This is a genomic window from Pseudomonas sp. S31, from assembly GCF_016648105.1.
Taxonomy (GTDB): domain Bacteria; phylum Pseudomonadota; class Gammaproteobacteria; order Pseudomonadales; family Pseudomonadaceae; genus Aquipseudomonas.
The window spans coordinates 1-17,089 of the sequence record NZ_JACVVE010000005.1; the positions used below are offsets into that span (position 1 = coordinate 1).

At 65.4% G+C, this 17,089-nt stretch carries 14 protein-coding genes; 10 read left to right on the forward strand and 4 right to left on the reverse strand.

The genetic code is table 11. From position 1 onward, the window contains the following. The first annotated feature begins 318 nt into the window (after window positions 1–318). The gene (tam, locus tag IAE37_RS05610) at window positions 319–1,095 is read left to right on the forward strand and encodes a trans-aconitate 2-methyltransferase (protein WP_201170701.1); all 777 of its coding nucleotides are present in this window, start codon (window positions 319–321) and stop codon (window positions 1,093–1,095) included. On the opposite strand, the gene IAE37_RS05615 is transcribed toward tam, so the two are convergent. Further along, on the reverse strand, window positions 1,085–1,456 hold the full coding sequence (locus tag IAE37_RS05615; protein WP_201170702.1) for a DUF2784 domain-containing protein: 372 nt from the start codon (window positions 1,454–1,456) through the stop codon (window positions 1,085–1,087). The two genes, tam and IAE37_RS05615, sit on opposite strands and share 11 nt — an antisense overlap. 171 nt (window positions 1,457–1,627) lie before the next feature. Then, a complete protein-coding gene (locus IAE37_RS05620; protein WP_201170703.1) occupies window positions 1,628–2,497 on the reverse strand; it encodes a LysR substrate-binding domain-containing protein in 870 nt (289 codons plus the stop codon). A gap of 244 nt (window positions 2,498–2,741) precedes the next feature. Between IAE37_RS05620 and IAE37_RS05625 the strand changes: the two genes are divergently transcribed. The 5 genes from IAE37_RS05625 to IAE37_RS05645 all read left to right on the forward strand — a co-directional run bounded on the left by IAE37_RS05625 (window position 2,742) and on the right by IAE37_RS05645 (window position 8,976). Continuing rightward, window positions 2,742–4,052: an MFS transporter gene (locus IAE37_RS05625; protein WP_201170704.1), complete on the forward strand. Its 1,311-nt coding sequence runs from the start codon at window positions 2,742–2,744 to the stop codon at window positions 4,050–4,052. Between the two features lie 15 nt (window positions 4,053–4,067). Beyond that, a complete protein-coding gene (locus tag IAE37_RS05630) occupies window positions 4,068–5,459 on the forward strand; it encodes an FAD-dependent oxidoreductase (RefSeq protein WP_201170706.1) in 1,392 nt (463 codons plus the stop codon). A 108-nt stretch (window positions 5,460–5,567) separates the two neighbouring features. Then, window positions 5,568–6,278: a YebC/PmpR family DNA-binding transcriptional regulator gene (locus IAE37_RS05635; protein WP_201170707.1), complete on the forward strand. Its 711-nt coding sequence runs from the start codon at window positions 5,568–5,570 to the stop codon at window positions 6,276–6,278. Between the two features lie 139 nt (window positions 6,279–6,417). Beyond that, complete coding sequence (locus IAE37_RS05640) at window positions 6,418–7,362, forward strand: LysR family transcriptional regulator (RefSeq protein WP_201170709.1); 945 nt, start codon at window positions 6,418–6,420, stop codon at window positions 7,360–7,362. Between the two features lie 201 nt (window positions 7,363–7,563). After that, window positions 7,564–8,976, forward strand: a complete 1,413-nt coding sequence (locus IAE37_RS05645) for a DOPA decarboxylase (protein WP_201170715.1) — start codon at window positions 7,564–7,566, stop codon at window positions 8,974–8,976. Window positions 8,977–9,012: 36 nt separating this feature from the next. On the opposite strand, the gene IAE37_RS05650 is transcribed toward IAE37_RS05645, so the two are convergent. Then, entirely contained in the window at window positions 9,013–10,386 is a 1,374-nt protein-coding gene (locus IAE37_RS05650) for an MFS transporter (protein ID WP_201170718.1), read from the reverse strand. Between the two features lie 313 nt (window positions 10,387–10,699). Here IAE37_RS05650 and quiC point away from each other — a divergent pair, with 313 nt between their 5' ends. Together quiC and IAE37_RS05660 are read left to right on the forward strand one after the other, a co-directional pair. Next, window positions 10,700–12,604, forward strand: a complete 1,905-nt coding sequence (quiC, locus tag IAE37_RS05655; RefSeq protein ID WP_201170721.1) for a 3-dehydroshikimate dehydratase QuiC — start codon at window positions 10,700–10,702, stop codon at window positions 12,602–12,604. 190 nt (window positions 12,605–12,794) lie between these two features. Further along, window positions 12,795–13,466, forward strand: a complete 672-nt coding sequence (locus IAE37_RS05660) for a TetR/AcrR family transcriptional regulator (RefSeq protein WP_201170734.1) — start codon at window positions 12,795–12,797, stop codon at window positions 13,464–13,466. Window positions 13,467–13,473: 7 nt separating this feature from the next. On the opposite strand, the gene IAE37_RS05665 is transcribed toward IAE37_RS05660, so the two are convergent. Beyond that, window positions 13,474–14,481 (reverse strand): GlxA family transcriptional regulator, encoded by a 1,008-nt coding sequence (locus IAE37_RS05665; RefSeq protein WP_201170736.1) that lies wholly within the window; start codon window positions 14,479–14,481, stop codon window positions 13,474–13,476. A gap of 121 nt (window positions 14,482–14,602) precedes the next feature. On the opposite strand from IAE37_RS05665, the gene IAE37_RS05670 reads away from it, so the two are divergent. Both IAE37_RS05670 and IAE37_RS05675 read left to right on the forward strand, forming a co-directional pair. Further along, window positions 14,603–14,815 carry a PLD nuclease N-terminal domain-containing protein gene (locus IAE37_RS05670; protein WP_201170738.1) on the forward strand — a complete coding sequence of 71 codons (213 nt, stop codon included), beginning with the start codon at window positions 14,603–14,605 and terminating at the stop codon, window positions 14,813–14,815. A 190-nt stretch (window positions 14,816–15,005) separates the two neighbouring features. After that, a complete protein-coding gene (locus tag IAE37_RS05675; RefSeq protein WP_201170744.1) occupies window positions 15,006–17,060 on the forward strand; it encodes a sensor domain-containing protein in 2,055 nt (684 codons plus the stop codon). The last annotated feature ends 29 nt before the right edge of the window (window positions 17,061–17,089 follow it).

The following is a 17,089-nucleotide window of genomic DNA, read 5'->3' on the forward strand; positions in this document are numbered from 1 at the left end:
GAAACAAGCGTAGGAGCGAGCGCAGCTCGCGATGCGCCGCGCGGGCGGCGCGCGATCTCATAGGCGCCCCATCACGACCGGCGAACCTTCCCAGGACAATCCGTGAAGCACCTTTTTTCCTAGGGCATGTGAAAACCCTGGTTCATCCAAGGCGAACCAAGCAGTGCGGCAGCGGCGATCAGGGCCACGATGGCGAGGGCGATGGAGGCTTTCATGGGCATGCGCATACAGTGACTGACTGAAAGCATAGGCGGTCGGTTCCGGCCCGATCGCCTTTTGGCTTATGCTCAGGCCACTGTCTGTCACAAGGAGTCGCCCATGAGCTGGTCCGCTACCCAGTATTCCCTGTTCGAAGACGAACGCACCCGCGCCGTGCGCGACCTGCTCGCCGCCGTGCCGCCACGGCCGGTGCGCCATGCTACCGACCTGGGTTGCGGCCCCGGCAACTCCACCGAGGTATTGCTGCAGCGCTGCCCGGATGCCCAGGTGACCGCCCTGGACAGCGACAAGGACATGATCGACAAGGCCCGCGAGCGCAAGCGCCTGCACATCCCGCGGGTGCGCTGTGAAATCGCCGATATCGCCACCTGGACCGCCCCTGAGGCGCAGGACCTGATCCTCGCCAATGCCTCGCTGCAATGGGTACCGGACCACGCCACGCTGTATCCGCACCTGGTGCGCCAGCTCAGCGAGGGGGCGAGCCTGGCGGTGCAGACCCCGGACAACCTCGAGGAACCAGCCCACCGCCAGCTGCGCGAGATCGCCAGCCGGGGGCCATGGGCCGAGCGCTTTGCCGGTTTCCAGCTGCCGCCGCGGCATGACGCGGCGTTCTACTACGACCTGCTCAGCCCGCTGTGCTCGCGGGTGGATGTGTGGCGCACTACCTACCATCACCCGTTGCCCGGTGGCGCCGAGGCGGTGGTGGAGTGGTTCAAGGGCTCGGCGCTGCGGCCGTACCTGGCGCAGCTGAACGAGCAGGAACAGGCCGGTTTCCTCGAGCAGTACCTGGAAGCGATGCGCGAGGCGTATCCGCCGGCCAGCGATGGCAAGGTGTTGCTGCCGTTCCCGCGATTGTTCCTGGTGGCTACCCGTTGAGGCGGCGCCAGCGCCAGACGACATAGGCGTAGACGGCAAGGTTGAGCAGTAGTGCGATGCTGCCCAGCAGCCACTGGGTCTGTGGCGTCAATTCGGCGGGATAGATCAGCGGCCATATGTAGTGCTCGATGAAGCCACCGGGGTAGCCGGCGTCGCCTGCGGCATGGCGTAGCTGGTTTTCCCAGTCGGTGAGCGGGCAGGGCAGGTGCAAGAACTCCACCGCCAGGCCCCAGGCCAGGGCTGGCAGGTGGATGAGCAGGGCTGTGCGCCACCTGAGCACCAGCAGGCCGCCGAACAGTACCAGCAGGATGAAGGCCAGGTGCAGCAGGACCAGGGTGTCGGCGGCTAGGCGCGGGAGCATGGCGGGAGGCCTGGGGTTGGGGTATAGCCAGCATAGTCGGGTTGTCTGTGCCGGCCTCTTCGCGGGGCAAGTCGCAGCGGCGAACCGCCGCTCCCACAGGATCACCGAAGGGCTTGAACTTGTGGAATACCTGTGGGAGCGGGCTTGCCCCGCGAAGAGGCCGGTACAGCCCTACATCTCTTCCTGAACCATCTGCAGGAAGGTCGCCACCACCCGTCGCGATCGCTGCTCGCTCAAACACACCAACGTCTCGGTCAGATGCCGCTGGCAATCGATGATCGGTAACGCGCATACCCGCGCATCGGCGCCGAACTCGGCCGCCGACACCACCCCCACGCCAATTCCCACCACCACCGCCTCGCGTGCGGCTTCGCGGCCTTCGACCTGGATCGCCGGGCGAATGCGCAGGCCAGCACGCTGCATTTCTTCCTCCAGCGTCTGCCGGGTCACCGAGCCTGGCTCGCGCAGCACCAGCGGCATGTCGTCCAGGTCGGCCAGGCTGATCGAGCCGCGGCTGGCCCACGGATGCTGGTGGGCGACGAACGCCACCATCGGGTCGCGCCGCAGCGGCACGCAGTGCAGGCGCTCGTCATCGACGTCGCGGCCCAGCAGCGCCAGGTCTGCCTGGTAACTGAACAGCCGGGCCAGGGACTCGTCGGTGTTGCCGGTCTCGACCTTGACCTGGATGCCCGGGTAACGCTGGCAGAAGCGAGCGATCTGCGGCAGTACGTGCACCGGCGCATCCACCGCCAGCACCAGGCTGCCGGTGTGCAGTGCTCGGGAGTCCTGCAACAGCTCGTGGGCCTCGGCTTCGCAGGCGAACAAGCGCTGGCTGATGCCCAGCAGGCGCTCGCCGAGATCGGTCAGGTGCACCGAGCGCTTGTTGCGGTGAAACAGCAGCACCCCGAAGCGTTCCTCGAGCTTGCGGACCTGGTCCGACACCGCCGGCTGGGTGAGGAACAGCTTCTGCGCGGCGCGGGTGAAGCTGCCGTGCACGGCCACCGCGTGAAAGGCCTTGAGTTGAGCGTGAGAGACCGACATGTGAACTCCAGTAAAAAGCTGGGCTTATGTGTGAAATACGATAAATCGATTTTATTTATCAGTCACCAGCTGTTTCCATACCGATCAACCCAGTGCGACCGCCTTGCGCGATCTCTGGGCCATGGCGCAGCTACCCGCGCCATCTGACCAGTGACGAGCCTTCGTCATGCAGTGCGCAACACAACAACAAAACAGGCGTTTCTTCACATTCTGCCGGCACACTCGAGCAAGAGGTCAGATTCACATGAACCAATCCCTAGCCACGATCAAGCGTTGGCGCATGCAGATTTTCGCCATTACCTGGTTGGCCTACGCGGCCTTCTACTTCACCCGCAAGGCCTTCTCGGTGGCCAAGCTGGGCATCGGTGAAGACCCGACATTCATGCTCGACAAGGCCGCCATGGCCAACCTCGACGCCATCTACCTGGCCGCCTACGCCGTGGGCCAGTTCACCTGGGGCATGCTCGCCGACCGGTTCGGCCCGCGCGTGGTGGTGCTCGGTGGCCTGCTGATCTCGGCTGTGGCGGCGGTGGTGATGGGTAGCTACGCGACCTTCCCGATCTTCGCCACCTGCATGCTGGTGCAGGGCCTGGCGCAGTCCACCGGCTGGGCCGGGCTGTGCAAGAACATCGGCAGTTTCTTCCCTGCCGCCCAACGTGGCCGTGTGCTGGGTCTGTGGAGTTCGTGCTATGCCTTCGGCGGCCTGGTGGCCTCGCCATTCGCCGGCTGGTGGGCCTACACCCTGGTCGGCACCTGGCATGCGGCGTTCTTTTCCAGCGCCGCGGTGGTGGCTGCGGTGGCCGTGCTGTTCTTCGTCCTGCAGCGCAACAAGCCCGAGGACGTCGGCCTGCCGGCGGTAGAGCCAGAGCCGCAGAGCATGGCCCCGGCCGGCAACCTGTGCAGCGTTTGGGCACCGTTGCGCGAGATCCTGCGCAACCGCACGGTACTGACCCTGGGCCTGGCGTACTTCCTGCTCAAGCCGGCGCGCTACGCCATCCTGCTGTGGGGGCCGGTGATCGTCTTCGAGCAGATGCCGTCGGTGGGCAAGGTCGGCGCGGCGATCATTCCCACTGCCTTCGAGCTGGCCGGGCTGCTCGGGCCGATCATCATCGGCCTGGCCTCGGACAAGCTGTTCGGCGCCCGGCGCATGCCGGCCTGCGTGATCAGCCTGATGCTGCTGACCCTGACTTTGGCGGCGTTCATGGCGGCCATGCACACCGGCAATGTGGTGCTGGTGGTGGGCCTGCTGTTCGTCATGGGTCTCACGCTGTATGGCCCGGACTCGATGATCAGCGGCGCCGCAGCCATCGATTTCGGCACTGCCAAGGCCGGTGCCACCGCGGCTGGCTTCGTCAACGGCTGCGGCTCGGTGGGGGCGGTGCTTGGTGGCCTGCTTCCGGGCTACTTCGACGGCGTGACGGTGTTCATCGTGTTCGCCGGCTGCGCATTGTTCTCGGCCCTGGTGTTGCTGCCGCACTGGAACAGCCGCCCGGCGACCGAGGCCAGCGATGTGGCGCCCAATACCGCGATGGCGATCAAGCCACTGCGCACCTGAGAGGAACTTGAAGCGATGAGACCCTTCTGGCTGCAACAGGCCCTGGACAGCGAGCAGCAGGCGGCTTGCCCGCCGCTGCAAGGCGATGTGCGTTGCGACGTGTGCATCGTCGGCGGTGGCTACACCGGCCTGTGGACGGCCTTGCTGCTCAAGGAGGCCCAGCCCTCGCTGGACGTGCTGCTGATCGAGGCCGACATCTGTGGCGCCGGCGCCAGCGGGCGCAACGGCGGCTGCGCGCTGTCGTGGTCGGCCAAGTACTTCACCCTGGAACGCCTGTTCGGGGTGGAGGAGGCGGTGCGCCTGGTGCGCGAGTCGGAAGCCAGTATCCATGCCATCGGCGCGTTCTGCGCCGCCAATGGCATCGACTGCGACTACCGCCTGGACGGCACATTGTACACCGCCACCAACCAGGCTCAGGTCGGCGCCACCGATGCGGTGATCGCGGCCTTGCAGCAGCGCGCCATCAACTCGTTCGAGCGCCTGCCGCTGGACCAGGTGCAGCGCCTGGCTGGCTCGGCCCGACACCTGGAAGGCTGGTTCTCGCCGGCCGCTGCCACGGTGCAGCCCGGGCGGCTGGTGCGCGGTCTGCGCCGGGTGGCCCTGGCGCGCGGCGTGCGCATCCACGAAGGCACGGCCATGACCGGGCTCGAACATGGGGCCCCGGTCACGCTACGCACGGCACAGGGCAGCATCCGCGCCGACCGCGTGGTGCTTGGCCTCAATGCCTGGATGGCGCGGGCCTTCCCGCAGTTCCAGCGCAGCGTGGCGATCGTGTCCAGCGACATGGTCATCACCGAGCCTTGCCCCGAGCTACTGGGTGAAACAGGCCTGGACACCGGCGTCAGCGTGCTCGACTCGCGGATCTTCGTGCACTACTACCACAACACCTCCGATGGCCGGCTGATGCTCGGCAAGGGCGGCAATACCTTTGCCTTCGGCGGGCGCATGTTGCCGGTGTTCGACCAGCCGTCGCCGTATCGGCCGCTGCTGGGCGAAACCCTTGGCGAATTCTTTCCGGCGCTGGCCAAGGTGCCTCTGGCGGCGAGCTGGAACGGGCCGTCGGATCGCTCGGTGACCGGCCTGCCGTTCTTTGGCCGGCTGGACGGGCAGGGCAACGTGTTCTACGGCTTCGGTTATTCCGGCAGCGGCGTCGGGCCGTGCCACATGGGCGGGCAGATCCTCGCCTCGCTGGCCCTCGGGCAGGACAACCCCTGGACCCGCTCGCCATTGGTCAACGGGCCGCTGGGGCTGTTTCCACCCGAGCCGATCCGCTACCTGGGGTCGTTGCTGGTACGCAATGCCATTCGCCGCAAGGAGCGCGCCGAGGACCGCGGTGCACGGCCACGGCGCCTGGACGTGCGCCTGGCGCGCTTCGCGGCGGCGGCGGGCAAGGCCGACAAGGCGTGAGCGGGGCGCACTATTTCTTGTCGATCCCATGGCCGAGGGCGTATAAACTGCTCCCACTTTTAAGGCCGGTCGCTTCCTGAACCGGCCGCTGAAACAAAGAGAGTCGACATGGGCGCACAGTGGAAAGCCAAACATAGAGAAACAGCTGCCAATGCCAAGGGCAAGATCATGGGCAAGCTGGCCAAGGAAATCCAGATCGCGGCCAAATCCGGCGCCGACCCGGACATGAACCCACGCCTGCGCCTGGCCATCGTCCAGGCCAAGAAAGCCTCGATGACCCGCGAAACCCTGGAGCGCGCGATCAAGAAAGGCGCTGGCCTGGATGGCGAGGCCGTGCAGTACCATGCCGTCAGCTACGAAGGCTTCGCACCGCACCAGGTGCCACTGATCGTCGAGTGCCTGACCGACAACGTCAACCGCACCGTGGCGCAGATCCGCGTGCTGTTCCGCAAGGGCCAGCTGGGTGCCAGCGGCTCGGTGACCTGGGACTTCAACCATGTCGGCCTGATCGAAGCCACCCCGGAAGGCGATGCCGACCCGGAAATGGCTGCCATCGAAGCCGGTGCCCAGGACTTCGAGGAAGGTGAAGAAGAGGGCTCGACCCTGTTCATCACCGACACTACCGACCTCGATGCCGTGCAAAAGGCCCTGCCGGAGCATGGCTTCACCGTGACCTCGGCGAAGATCGGCTACACCCCGAAGAACCCGGTGAGCGCCGCCAGCCTGAGCGCCGAGGCCCTGGCCGAGGTCGAAGCCTTCCTCGAGGCGATCGACGAGAACGATGACGTGCAGAACGTGTATGTCGGCCTGACTGAGTAAGTCTGTCCTTGGGGCCGCTTTGCGGCCCATCGCGGCGCAAGGCCGCTCCTACAGGCACCGTGCAATCCTCTCTGTAGGGGCGGCCTTGTGCCGCGAAACGAGGGCAAAGCCCTCGCCAGCGCGCTGGAGCCATGCCCCGATGAACCCCACCTTCGCCTCCCTCAGCATCGCCCACCTGCGCACCCTCGATCACCTGCTGCAGCTGAAGAACCTCAGCCATGCCGCCGAGCGCCTGGGTGTCAGCCAATCCGCCCTGAGCCGCCAACTCGCTCACCTGCGTGAAGCCTTCGATGACCCCTTGCTGGTGCGCCAGGGCCGTGGCTACGTGCTCAGCGAGCATGGCGAAGGCCTGGTCGAGCCCCTGCGCCAGGTGCTCGACGAACTCCAGGCCCTGCGCCAGCCGGCGGCCTTCGACCCGGCGCGCTGCGAGCGGCGCTTCTGTCTGGCCGCTTCCGACTACGTCGCCGAGCACATGCTGCCGTTGCTGGTGGCGGCGCTGGAGCGCGAGGCGCCGGGGGTAGGCATCGACTACCGCACCTGGCAGGCCGGCCAGTACGGTTTGCTCGCCAGCGGCGAGATCGACCTGGCGACCACCTTGTTCGATGAGTCCCCGCCGAACCTGCACGGTCGCCTGCTGGGCGAGGACCGTGCGGTGTGCCTGATGCGTGAGGATCACCCGCTGACTGCGGCGCAGGCGCTGACCCAGGATCACTACCTGGGCTACAAGCACGTGCGGATTTCCGGCGGGGGCGACAAGGACAGCTTCATCGACCGCCACCTGCGCGCCCAGGGCTTGCAACGACGGGTGAGCCTGGAGGTGCCGTTTTTCTCGGCCACCGTGCAGGTGATCGGCAACAGCCAGGCCCTGGCCACCGTGCCCGAGCACATCGCTCGCCAGTTGTGCCGGCTGCATCGGTTGGCCTGGCGGCCGCTGGGGTTCATCGAGCATACCCAACGCTACTGGGTGGTGTGGCACCAGCGCTTGCAGGCCTCGGCCGAACACCGCTGGTTGCGTAACCGGGTGTTCGAGTTGTGGCGCCAGTCGCAGTTCGGGGTTCAAGGGGGAGTGTCGGGTTCGCGATAGTAGGTATGCGGGAAGCGGGGTTCTTGGGGGGAGGCCGAGGGCCTAGACTGGGGGGCTTGTGTTCCCTGTGCCAGCCTATTCGCGGGTAAACCCGCTCCTACAGGTATGGCACAGCATCTGAATACTGTGGTGACCTGTAGGAGCGGGTTTACCCGCGAATAGGCCGGCACAGACACCGGATAACCCCCAGGAGCCCCCCACGTGACCCCAGAACAATTCCGCCAGTACGGCCACCAACTGATCGACCTGATCGCCGACTACCGCCGGGGCATCGCCGAGCGCCCGGTCATGGCCCAGGTCGAACCTGGTTACCTCAAGCAGGCCCTGCCAGGCGAGGCCCCTCAAAAAGGCGAGCCGTTCGAGGCGATCCTCGGCGATGTCGACAAACTGCTCATGCCCGGCCTGTCGCACTGGCAACACCCGGACTTCTACGGCTACTTCCCCTCCAACGGCACCCTGTCCTCGGTGCTGGGCGACTTCCTCAGCACCGGCCTCGGCGTGCTCGGCCTGTCGTGGCAGTCGAGCCCGGCGCTGAGCGAGCTGGAAGAAACCACCCTCGACTGGCTGCGCCAATTGCTCGGCCTCTCGAACCAGTGGAGCGGGGTGATCCAGGATACCGCCTCGACCAGCACCCTGGTGGCGCTGATCAGCGCCCGTGAGCGCGCCACCGATTACGCCCTGGTGCGCGGCGGCCTGCAGGCCGAGGCCAAGGCGCTGATCGTCTACGTCAGTGCCCATGCCCACAGCTCGGTGGACAAGGCCGCGCTGCTGGCCGGTTTCGGCCGTGACAACATTCGCCTGATCGCCACCGACGAGCGCTTCGCCATGGACCCACAAGCCCTGAGCGACGCCATCGAGCAGGACCTGGCAGCGGGCAACCAGCCCTGCGCGGTAGTGGCCACCACCGGCACTACCACCACCACAGCGCTCGACCCACTGCGAGCGATCGGCGAGGTGGCCCAGGCCCATGGCCTGTGGTTGCACGTGGATTCGGCCATGGCCGGTTCGGCGATGATTCTCCCAGAGTGCCGGTGGATGTGGGATGGCATCGAGCTGGCCGATTCGGTGGTGGTCAACGCGCACAAATGGCTGGGTGTGGCCTTCGACTGCTCGATCTACTACGTGCGTGACCCGCAGCACCTGATCCGGGTGATGAGTACCAACCCGAGCTACCTGCAATCGGCGGTCGATGGCGAGGTGAAGAACCTGCGCGATTGGGGGATTCCGCTGGGCCGTCGCTTCCGCGCCCTTAAGCTGTGGTTCATGCTGCGCAGCGAAGGGGTCGAGGCCCTGCAGCAACGCCTGCGCCGCGACCTCGACAACGCCCGTTGGCTGGCCGAGCAGGTCGAGGCGGCTGATGAATGGCAGGTGTTGGCCCCGGTGCAGTTGCAGACCTTGTGCATCCAGCATCGGCCGGCGGGGTTGGAAGGGGAGGCGCTGGATGCGCATACCAAGGCCTGGGCCGAGCGGCTCAATGCCTCGGGGGCGGCGTATGTGACGCCGGCGACCTTGAATGGGCGTTGGATGGTGCGGGTGTCGGTAGGCGCGCTGCCGACCGAGCGTGGGGATGTGCAGCGGTTGTGGGAGAACCTGCAGAAGGTGGTTCGGGCTTGAAATGGCAGGGGCTGCAAAGCAGCCCCTTTGAGCCGATCAGTGGCTCACCGCCTGAAAGCTGCCCTTGCGGCTAGCCTCGAACGCTTGCTTGTCCATCGGCTTGGCCTGCGGGTTGCCCAGGTCTTCCATCGCCAGACGATGGGTTTCCGGCGCGATATACGCCGCCAGTGCACACACACAGGTGATGAAGAACGCCAGGCCACCGACCACCATCGGGATATTGTCCGAACCGGGCGGCGCGACCAGGGCGAACAGTGCCGGCAGCATCGCGGTGAGCATGGTGCCGATGTTCTGCGCGATGGCCATGGCCGAGACGCGATAGCGGGTGTGGAACAGCTCCGGGTAGAAGCTCGGGAACACCGCGTTGTAGCCCTGGTACACCATGCCCCACATCACGATCGAGGCGGCGAAGGCCAGCGGCACGTTCTGGATGCTGATGGCGTACAGGTAGACGAACGCCAGCAGCCCCGAGCCGATGCAGCCGGTGATCATGGTCGGGCGCCGGCCAATCTTGTCGGACAGGTTGCCCACGAATGGAATCACCAATACCGCGACGATGTTGCCCACCACCGGGATCCACAGGTACACGCTCTTGTCGAAGCCGATGCCATAGGCCGGCTGTACCGCGTAGGCCGCGCCGAAGATGGTCGCCACTACCGGAATCACGTTCATCAGGGCCATGAACATCACCAGCACCATGTGCTTCCAGCTGTGGCGGAACGCCTCGCTGATCGGTGACTTGGCCACCTTGTCCTGCTTCTCCTCGTTGACGAAGGCCGGCGTTTCATGGACTTCCTTGCGGATGATGAAACCGGCGATCAGCACCATGGCGCTCATCAGGAACGGAATGCGCCAGCCCCATTCATTGAACGCGTCGCTGGGCATGAAGTATGCCAGTGGCAGGAACACCGCCGCCGCCAGCACCTGGCCAGCCTGCACGCCCTGCAGGGTGAAACTGGCGTAGTAGCCGCGTCGGCCGAACGGCGCGTGCTCCATGATCATCGAACTGGCGCCGGAAATCTCGCCGGCTACGGCGAAGCCCTGGATCAGGCGCAGCACCACCAGCAAGGCCGGGGCGAGGATACCGATGTCGTGGTAGGTCGGCAGCAGGCCGACGGCCATGGTCGACAGGCCCATGAGGAACATGCACAGCAGCAGCACGTTCTTGCGGCCACGGGTGTCACCCCAGTGGCCGAGCACGAAGGCACCCACCGGCCGCGCCAGGTAGCCGACGCCGTAGGTCGCCAAGGAAGCGATGATCGCCATCTTGGGATCAGTATTGGGGAAGAAGATCTGCGGGAAGATCAGCGCCGCAGCCTGGGCATAGATGAAAAAGTCGTAGTACTCGAGTGCCGAGCCGATCCAACCGCTGGCGGTCGCTTTCTTGGCTTGAGAGCTGGAGTGAGCCATCGTTGTCTCCGTAGTTCTTGTACTTATTATGTTCGTTTCTGGGTTAGTCAACGCAGCTTCCGCCGAACGACCCGCTAGGCAATGAGGCGTGCTCGGTTGGGCTGCATCTGGCAATCATGGTTGCCCACGGATTGGCATTGGAGCAATTCGCACAAGCCGGTTTTGTGCGGTAATCGAACAGAAAACTAACCGTTCCGTACAAAGTGATTGAAGGCCAGACTTTACCTGCGAATAATCGATCGTGCCAGAAACGGTTGCTTGCCGTTTTGTCCGTTCGGGCGCCGTCGTCCCCCCAATAACAAGGAACTCCACCATGCAGCGTTCGATAGCCACCGTGTCGTTGAGCGGCACCCTGCCAGAAAAGCTCGAAGCCATCGCCGCCGCCGGATTCGACGGCGTGGAAATCTTCGAGAACGACTTGCTGTACTACGCCGGCAGCCCGCGCGAGGTACGGCAGATGTGCGCCGACCTGGGGCTGGCGATCACCTTGTTCCAGCCGTTTCGCGATTTCGAAGGCTGCCGCCGCGACCGCCTGCAGAAGAACCTCGACCGCGCCGAGCGCAAGTTCGACCTGATGCAGGAGTTGGGCACCGACCTGGTGCTGGTGTGCAGCAACGTTCAGGCAGATGCCCTGGGCGATGAGCAGCTTCTGGTCGACGACCTGCGCCTGCTGGCCGAGCACGCCGGCCAGCGCGGCCTGCGCATCGGCTACGAGGCCTTGGCCTGGGGGCGCCACGTCAATACCTACCAGCAGGTGTGGAACCTGGTGCGCCAGGCCGACCACCCGGCTCTCGGGGTGATTCTCGACAGCTTCCACACCCTGTCGCTCAAGGGCGACCCCAGCGCGATTCGCGACATTCCAGGTGACAAGATCTTCTTCGTGCAGATGGCCGATGCGCCGATCCTGGCCATGGATGTGCTGGAGTGGAGCCGGCACTTCCGCTGCTTCCCCGGCCAAGGCGAGATGGACCTGGCAGGCTTCCTGGCGCCGATCCTGGCCACCGGCTACCGTGGGCCGCTGTCGCTGGAAATCTTCAACGACGGCTTCCGCGCCGCGCCGCCACGGCAGAATGCCGCCGACGGCCTGCGCTCGCTGCTGTACCTCGAAGAACAGACCGGCCTGCGCCTGCAGCAGCAGGGCATCGCCGTGGAGCCGGGCGTGCTGTTCACCCCGCCAGCGGCCAGTGCCTACGACGGTGTGGAGTTTCTCGAGTTCGCGGTCGACGAAGCGGTGGGCGCGCGCCTGGGCGGCTGGCTCAAGCGCCTGGGCTTTGCCGAGGCCGGCAAGCACCGCAGCAAGGATGTGCGCCTGCTGCGCCAGAACGATATCAACATCGTGCTCAATGCCGAGCCGTATTCGTTCGGCCACAACTTCTTCGAGGCCCACGGCCCGTCGCTGTGCGCGACCGCCCTGCGAGTGCGTGACGAGCACGCGGCGTTGCAGCGCGCCACCGACTTCCGTGGCCAGCCGTTCCGTGGCCTGGTCGGCCCCAACGAGTGCGAGGTGCCTGCGGTGCGTGCGCCGGATGGTAGCCTGATCTACCTGGTGGGGCAGGGCGGCGGCCCGAGCCTGTACGACACCGACTTCCGCCTCGACGCCACGGCGCAGGCCAGCGGCGGCCTGCGCCGCATCGACCACATGGCCCTGGCGCTGCCGGCCGAATCGCTCGACAGCTGGGTGTTGTTCTACAAGAGCCTGTTCGACTTCGCCGCCGACGACGAGGTGGTGCTGCCCGACCCTTATGGCCTGGTCAAGAGCCGTGCCTTGCGCAGCCAGTGCGGCAGCCTGCGCCTGCCGTTGAACATCTCGGAAAACCGCAACACCGCCATCGCCCACGCGCTGTCGAGCTATCGTGGCTCGGGGGTGCACCACATCGCCTTCGATTGCCAGGACATCTTCCAGGAAGTGGCGCGGGCCAAGGAGGCCGGCGTGCCGCTGCTGGAGATTCCGCTGAACTACTACGACGACCTGGCAGCGCGCTTCGACTTCGACGACGAGTTCCTCAGCGAGCTGGCGTACTACAACGTGCTGTATGACCGCGATGCCCAAGGTGGCGAGCTGTTCCACGTGTACACCGAGCCGTTCGAAGAGCGTTTCTTCTTCGAGATCATCCAGCGCAAGGGGGGGTATGCCGGCTACGGCGCGGCCAACGTGGCGGTGCGCCTGGCGGCCATGGCCAAGGCGCGCAGCGGGGTGCCGCGCAAGCCGGTGCTGTGATGTAGCCTGAGCCGGCCCTTTCGCGGGGCAAGCCCGCTCCTACACACCCCCTGTAGGAGCGGGTTTACCCGCGAAGAGGCCAGCACAGACCTCCGCCAATCCTGACCACCTGACCAACAGCGCCCTTCCCACTGCAGCCCGGCTCACGGATAATCCCCTACTTATTCCAATAAATAGCCTGTGAGTGGGTATGAGTGATTCGCTAGTCAGCCTCGGCCAGCCTGAGATCGGAGGGGGGCGCAAGTCGCGCAAGAACAACCCCGAGAAAACCCGTGAGGACATCCTCCAGGCCGCCATCAACGAGTTCGTCCAGCAAGGCCTGGCCGGCGCGCGTGTGGATGCCATCGCCGAGCGCACCGCCACCTCCAAGCGCATGATCTACTACTACTTCGGCAGCAAGGAGCAGCTGTACGTCGAGTGCCTGGTCAAGCTCTATGGTGACATCCGCAAGACCGAGCACAGCCTGGATCTGGAGTCGCTGCCGGCCGAGCAGGCGATTCGCCGCCTGGTCGAGTTCACCTTCGACCACCACGACCGCAACGTCGACTTCGTGCGCATCGTCTGCACCGAGAACATCCACTACGGCGAATTCGTCAAGCAGTCGCCGGTGATCCGCGAGATGAGCAGCCTGGTGCTCGAGGCCCTGGCCCGCACCCTGCGCCGTGGCGAGCAGGAGGGGGTGTTCCGCCCTGGCATCGAGGTCATCGACCTGCACATGCTGATGAGCTCGTTCTGCTTCTATCGGGTGTCCAACCGCCACACCTTCGGCGAGATCTTCCAGATCGATCTTTCCGATGAGGCGGTCAAGCAGCGCCACAAGGAGATGATCTGCGAGGCGGTGATGCGCTACATCCGCGCCTGACCCGCAGTCATTCGCCCAGCCGTTGCTCGCGTGACGGCGGGTAGCCGAAGTAGGCCGCGTAGCACTTGCTGAAGTGCGACACCGAGACGAAGCCGCAGGCCACCGCCACTTCCATCACCGACAGGTCGGAATACTGCAGCAGGCGCCGGCTCTTGGTGATGCGCAGCTCCATGTAGTAGCGCCGTGGCGAGGTGCCCAGCTGGGCCTGGAACAGTCGGTCGATCTGCCGTCGCGAGCGGCCGCTGTAGGCCGCCAGTTGGTCGAGGCTGAGGGTTTCCTCGAGGTTGTTCTCCATCAGCTCGACGATGGTGCGCAGGTGCAGACTCATGGATTTCTTCGCGCCCGGGCCGACCTGGCGATAGCGTGCGCCGGAGAACGAGAGGATTTCCTCCACGCCTTCGGCCAGGCCATCGCCATATAGCCGCCGCACCAGGCCCAGCATCAGCTCCATGGCGCCATTGGGGCTGGCGGCGGTGAGGCGGTCGCGGTCGAGGGTGAAACTGGCCGGGGTGATCCGGGTCTGCGGGCTGCGCTCGGACAGGCTGGCGCGCTGTTCGGGGTGGATGCTGCAGCCATAGTCATCGAGCACGCCGGCGCGGCCGAGGAACCAGGCGCCATTCCACAGTCCGCCCAGGGCCATGCCCTGGGCGGCGCAGTCGTCGAGCAGGCGGTCGAGCACCGGGTACTTGAGCGCGGTACGCAGGCCGCCGCAGACCACCAGCAGGTCCAGCTCGCGCAGCGCTTCGGGTGCCAGTTCGCTGGCTACCAGTTCCAGGCCCAGGTCACTGAGCACCCGGTCGCCGTCCAGCGACAGCGGGGTGAAGCGGAAACTGTCGGCGCGCAGCAGGTTGGCAGTGACCAGCACGTCCATCGCCACGGTGAAACTGGCCATGGAAAAGTGTTCGAGCAGCACGAAATCGACCCGGTAGGGGGCCGCCTCGCTGCCGGCGCCGGCCTTGAGCCGCAGCATGTTGCTGGTACTGGTCTTCTTGCTGAACTGACGTGGTGTAGGCACTCTGGACTCCGCTTCCTGGCTTGCCGGCAGAGTGTGGCGGGTGGCACGGGGAAAGACAATCCGAATGAACCCCTGGCGCATCATCTAACCTATAAGAGTACATGCCAATGGGAGAACATCTATGGAAGTCGGAACCCTGTGGATCATCGTCGCCGCCATCGTGATTTTGCTGGAGATCTGGGCGATCTGGCACATCATCGGTAGCGACCGACGGGCCGAGCGGAAAATGCTGTGGATCGTGTTCGTGGTCTATGCGCCGTTTCCTGGATTGCTTTTCTGGGCTTGGCGCGGGCCCAAGGCCGTCAAGGGTAGGGCGGTTTTGAACGAGAAATGAGGGTGCGGGTGTTCGGCTGGAGCGATGCAGCGGGGCACAAATCCCTCCAGCCCACCCTATCCAACAAATTTTGTGAACCACTTCACAAAAAATCAACCTGCGCGGCATAATGCCACTACCCATTCATCAGGCTCGCCCGCTCTAAGCCGGGGGTTCCTTTTCGTGCACACCGCAGGTTCAGGGAAAGCTCATGTCGTTAGTCGCAAGCCCCGACATCATGTACCGGCTGTTGTTCCAGAGCGTGGTGGACTATGCCATCTACATGCTCACCCCCGATGGAATCGTCGCCAATTGGAATCCGGGCGCCCAGCGGGCCAAGGGCTATTTCGCCGACGAGGTGGTCGGCCAGCACTATTCGCTGTTCTACAGCGAGGCCGAGCGGGCTGCCGGCCTGCCGGAGCAGAACCTTGAACAGGCGCGGACCACGGGCCGCTTCGAGGAAAAGGGCCTGCGGTTGCGCAAGGATGGCACGGCGTTCCATGCCCACGTGATCATCGATGCCGTACGTGACGAACGCGGCCAATTGCTGGGCTTCTCCAAGATCACCCGGGATATTTCCGAGCGCCGCCGCCAGGAGCAGGAAATGGCCACGGTGTCGCAGTTCCTCGATTCGGTGATTGCCAACATCCCAGCCAGCGTCATCGTCCAGGACCTGGCCAGCCAGCGTATCCTGCTGGCCAACCAGCAGGCCGAGGACCTGTTCGGTGGGCGTGACACGCCTATGATCGGCCGCTTGCCGTCGGAATGCCTGTCGCCAGCCGTGGCCGATTACCTGGAGCAGCAGTTGGCCCGTGGCGCGCGCAGCACCAAGGGCTATGCGGCGGAAACCCGCGTCGACACCGCCTGTGGCCCGCGTACGCTGCGCAGCCGTGTGCTGCTCAGCCAGAACCGCGAAGGCCAGGCCGACTATGTGCTGTTCGTGGCCGAGGATGCCACCGAGCAACTTGCCGCCCACGCGCAGATCCACCACATGGCGCACCACGACGCGCTCACCGGTCTGCCCAACCGCACCCTGTTCAACGAGCGCCTGAAGCAGGCCCTGGTGCGCGGCGAGGAGAGCGGCAAGTTGACCGCCGCGCTGTGCCTGGACCTGGACAACTTCAAGAACATCAATGATTCGCTCGGCCACGCGTTCGGCGACAAGTTGCTGCGCGCCCTGGGCAAGCGCCTGCGCCGCGAACTGCGCGAGCATGACACCCTGGCGCGTCTGGGCGGTGATGAATTCGCCGTGGTACTGACCCGCCTGGACAACCGCGAGGCTGCCTGCAACACCGCGCAGCGCCTGATCGACGCCATCTGCCCGCCGTTCCAGATCGAAGGCCACCAGTTCTCGGTGGGCGTGAGCATCGGGGTGGCCATCGCCCCGGACGACAACGACCAGGCCGAGCAACTGCTGGGCTACGCCGACATGGCCTTGTACGAGGCCAAGCGCAACGGCCGCAACCGCTACGAATGCTTCCACGTCGAACTGGATGTGGCCGCTCGCCAGCGCCGCCTGGTCGAGACCGACCTGCGCACCGCGCTGCACCTGGGCCAGCTGCATCTGCACTACCAGCCGGTGGTCGACCAACAGACCCGCAGCGTCACCGGTTACGAGGCACTGCTGCGCTGGGAGCATCCGACCCGGGGCATGGTCATGCCGATGGACTTCATCCCCATCGCCGAGGAAACCGGGCTGATCCACGAGCTGGGGGCGCGTGCGTTGAACCTGGCGTGCCAGGAGGCCGCCAGCTGGGGCACCGAGCAGACCGTGTCGGTGAACCTGTCGCCGGTGCAGTTCAAGAACGCCAACCTGGCGCATACCGTGGCCCTGGCCCTGGCCGACTCGGGCTTGGCGGCGCAACGCCTGGAGCTGGAAATCACCGAATCGGTGCTGCTGGGCAACAGCGACGAGAACGTGCGCATCCTGCGGGCGCTGAAAGACCTGGGCGTGTCCATCTCGCTGGATGACTTCGGCACCGGCTACTCGTCGCTGGGCTATCTGCGCTCGTTTCCCTTCGACCGGATCAAGATCGACAAGTCGTTCGTCCACGACATGTGCGAGAGCCGCGAGGCGATGTCGATCATCCGGGCCATCACCGAACTGTCCAACAGCCTGATGATCAAGACTACCGCCGAAGGGGTGGAGTCGCCGGAGCAGATGCGCCGCCTGGCGGCGGAAGGGTGTTCACATTTTCAGGGGTATTTGTATGGGCGGCCAGCGCCGGCCAGTGAGCGGTTGACGCAGGTAGCGGCGGTGGGATGAGGGCGTTTGGGGCTGCTTCGCCGCCCATC

Coding starts and splice junctions, on each gene's coding strand:
- tam (WP_201170701.1), top strand. CDS start 319: ATGAGCTGGTCCGCTACCCAGTATTCCCTGTTCGAAGACGAACGCACC.
- IAE37_RS05615 (WP_201170702.1), bottom strand. CDS start 1,456: ATGCTCCCGCGCCTAGCCGCCGACACCCTGGTCCTGCTGCACCTGGCC.
- IAE37_RS05620 (WP_201170703.1), bottom strand. CDS start 2,497: ATGTCGGTCTCTCACGCTCAACTCAAGGCCTTTCACGCGGTGGCCGTG.
- IAE37_RS05625 (WP_201170704.1), top strand. CDS start 2,742: ATGAACCAATCCCTAGCCACGATCAAGCGTTGGCGCATGCAGATTTTC.
- IAE37_RS05630 (WP_201170706.1), top strand. CDS start 4,068: ATGAGACCCTTCTGGCTGCAACAGGCCCTGGACAGCGAGCAGCAGGCG.
- IAE37_RS05635 (WP_201170707.1), top strand. CDS start 5,568: ATGGGCGCACAGTGGAAAGCCAAACATAGAGAAACAGCTGCCAATGCC.
- IAE37_RS05640 (WP_201170709.1), top strand. CDS start 6,418: ATGAACCCCACCTTCGCCTCCCTCAGCATCGCCCACCTGCGCACCCTC.
- IAE37_RS05650 (WP_201170718.1), bottom strand. CDS start 10,386: ATGGCTCACTCCAGCTCTCAAGCCAAGAAAGCGACCGCCAGCGGTTGG.
- quiC (WP_201170721.1), top strand. CDS start 10,700: ATGCAGCGTTCGATAGCCACCGTGTCGTTGAGCGGCACCCTGCCAGAA.
- IAE37_RS05660 (WP_201170734.1), top strand. CDS start 12,795: ATGAGTGATTCGCTAGTCAGCCTCGGCCAGCCTGAGATCGGAGGGGGG.
- IAE37_RS05670 (WP_201170738.1), top strand. CDS start 14,603: ATGGAAGTCGGAACCCTGTGGATCATCGTCGCCGCCATCGTGATTTTG.
- IAE37_RS05675 (WP_201170744.1), top strand. CDS start 15,006: ATGTCGTTAGTCGCAAGCCCCGACATCATGTACCGGCTGTTGTTCCAG.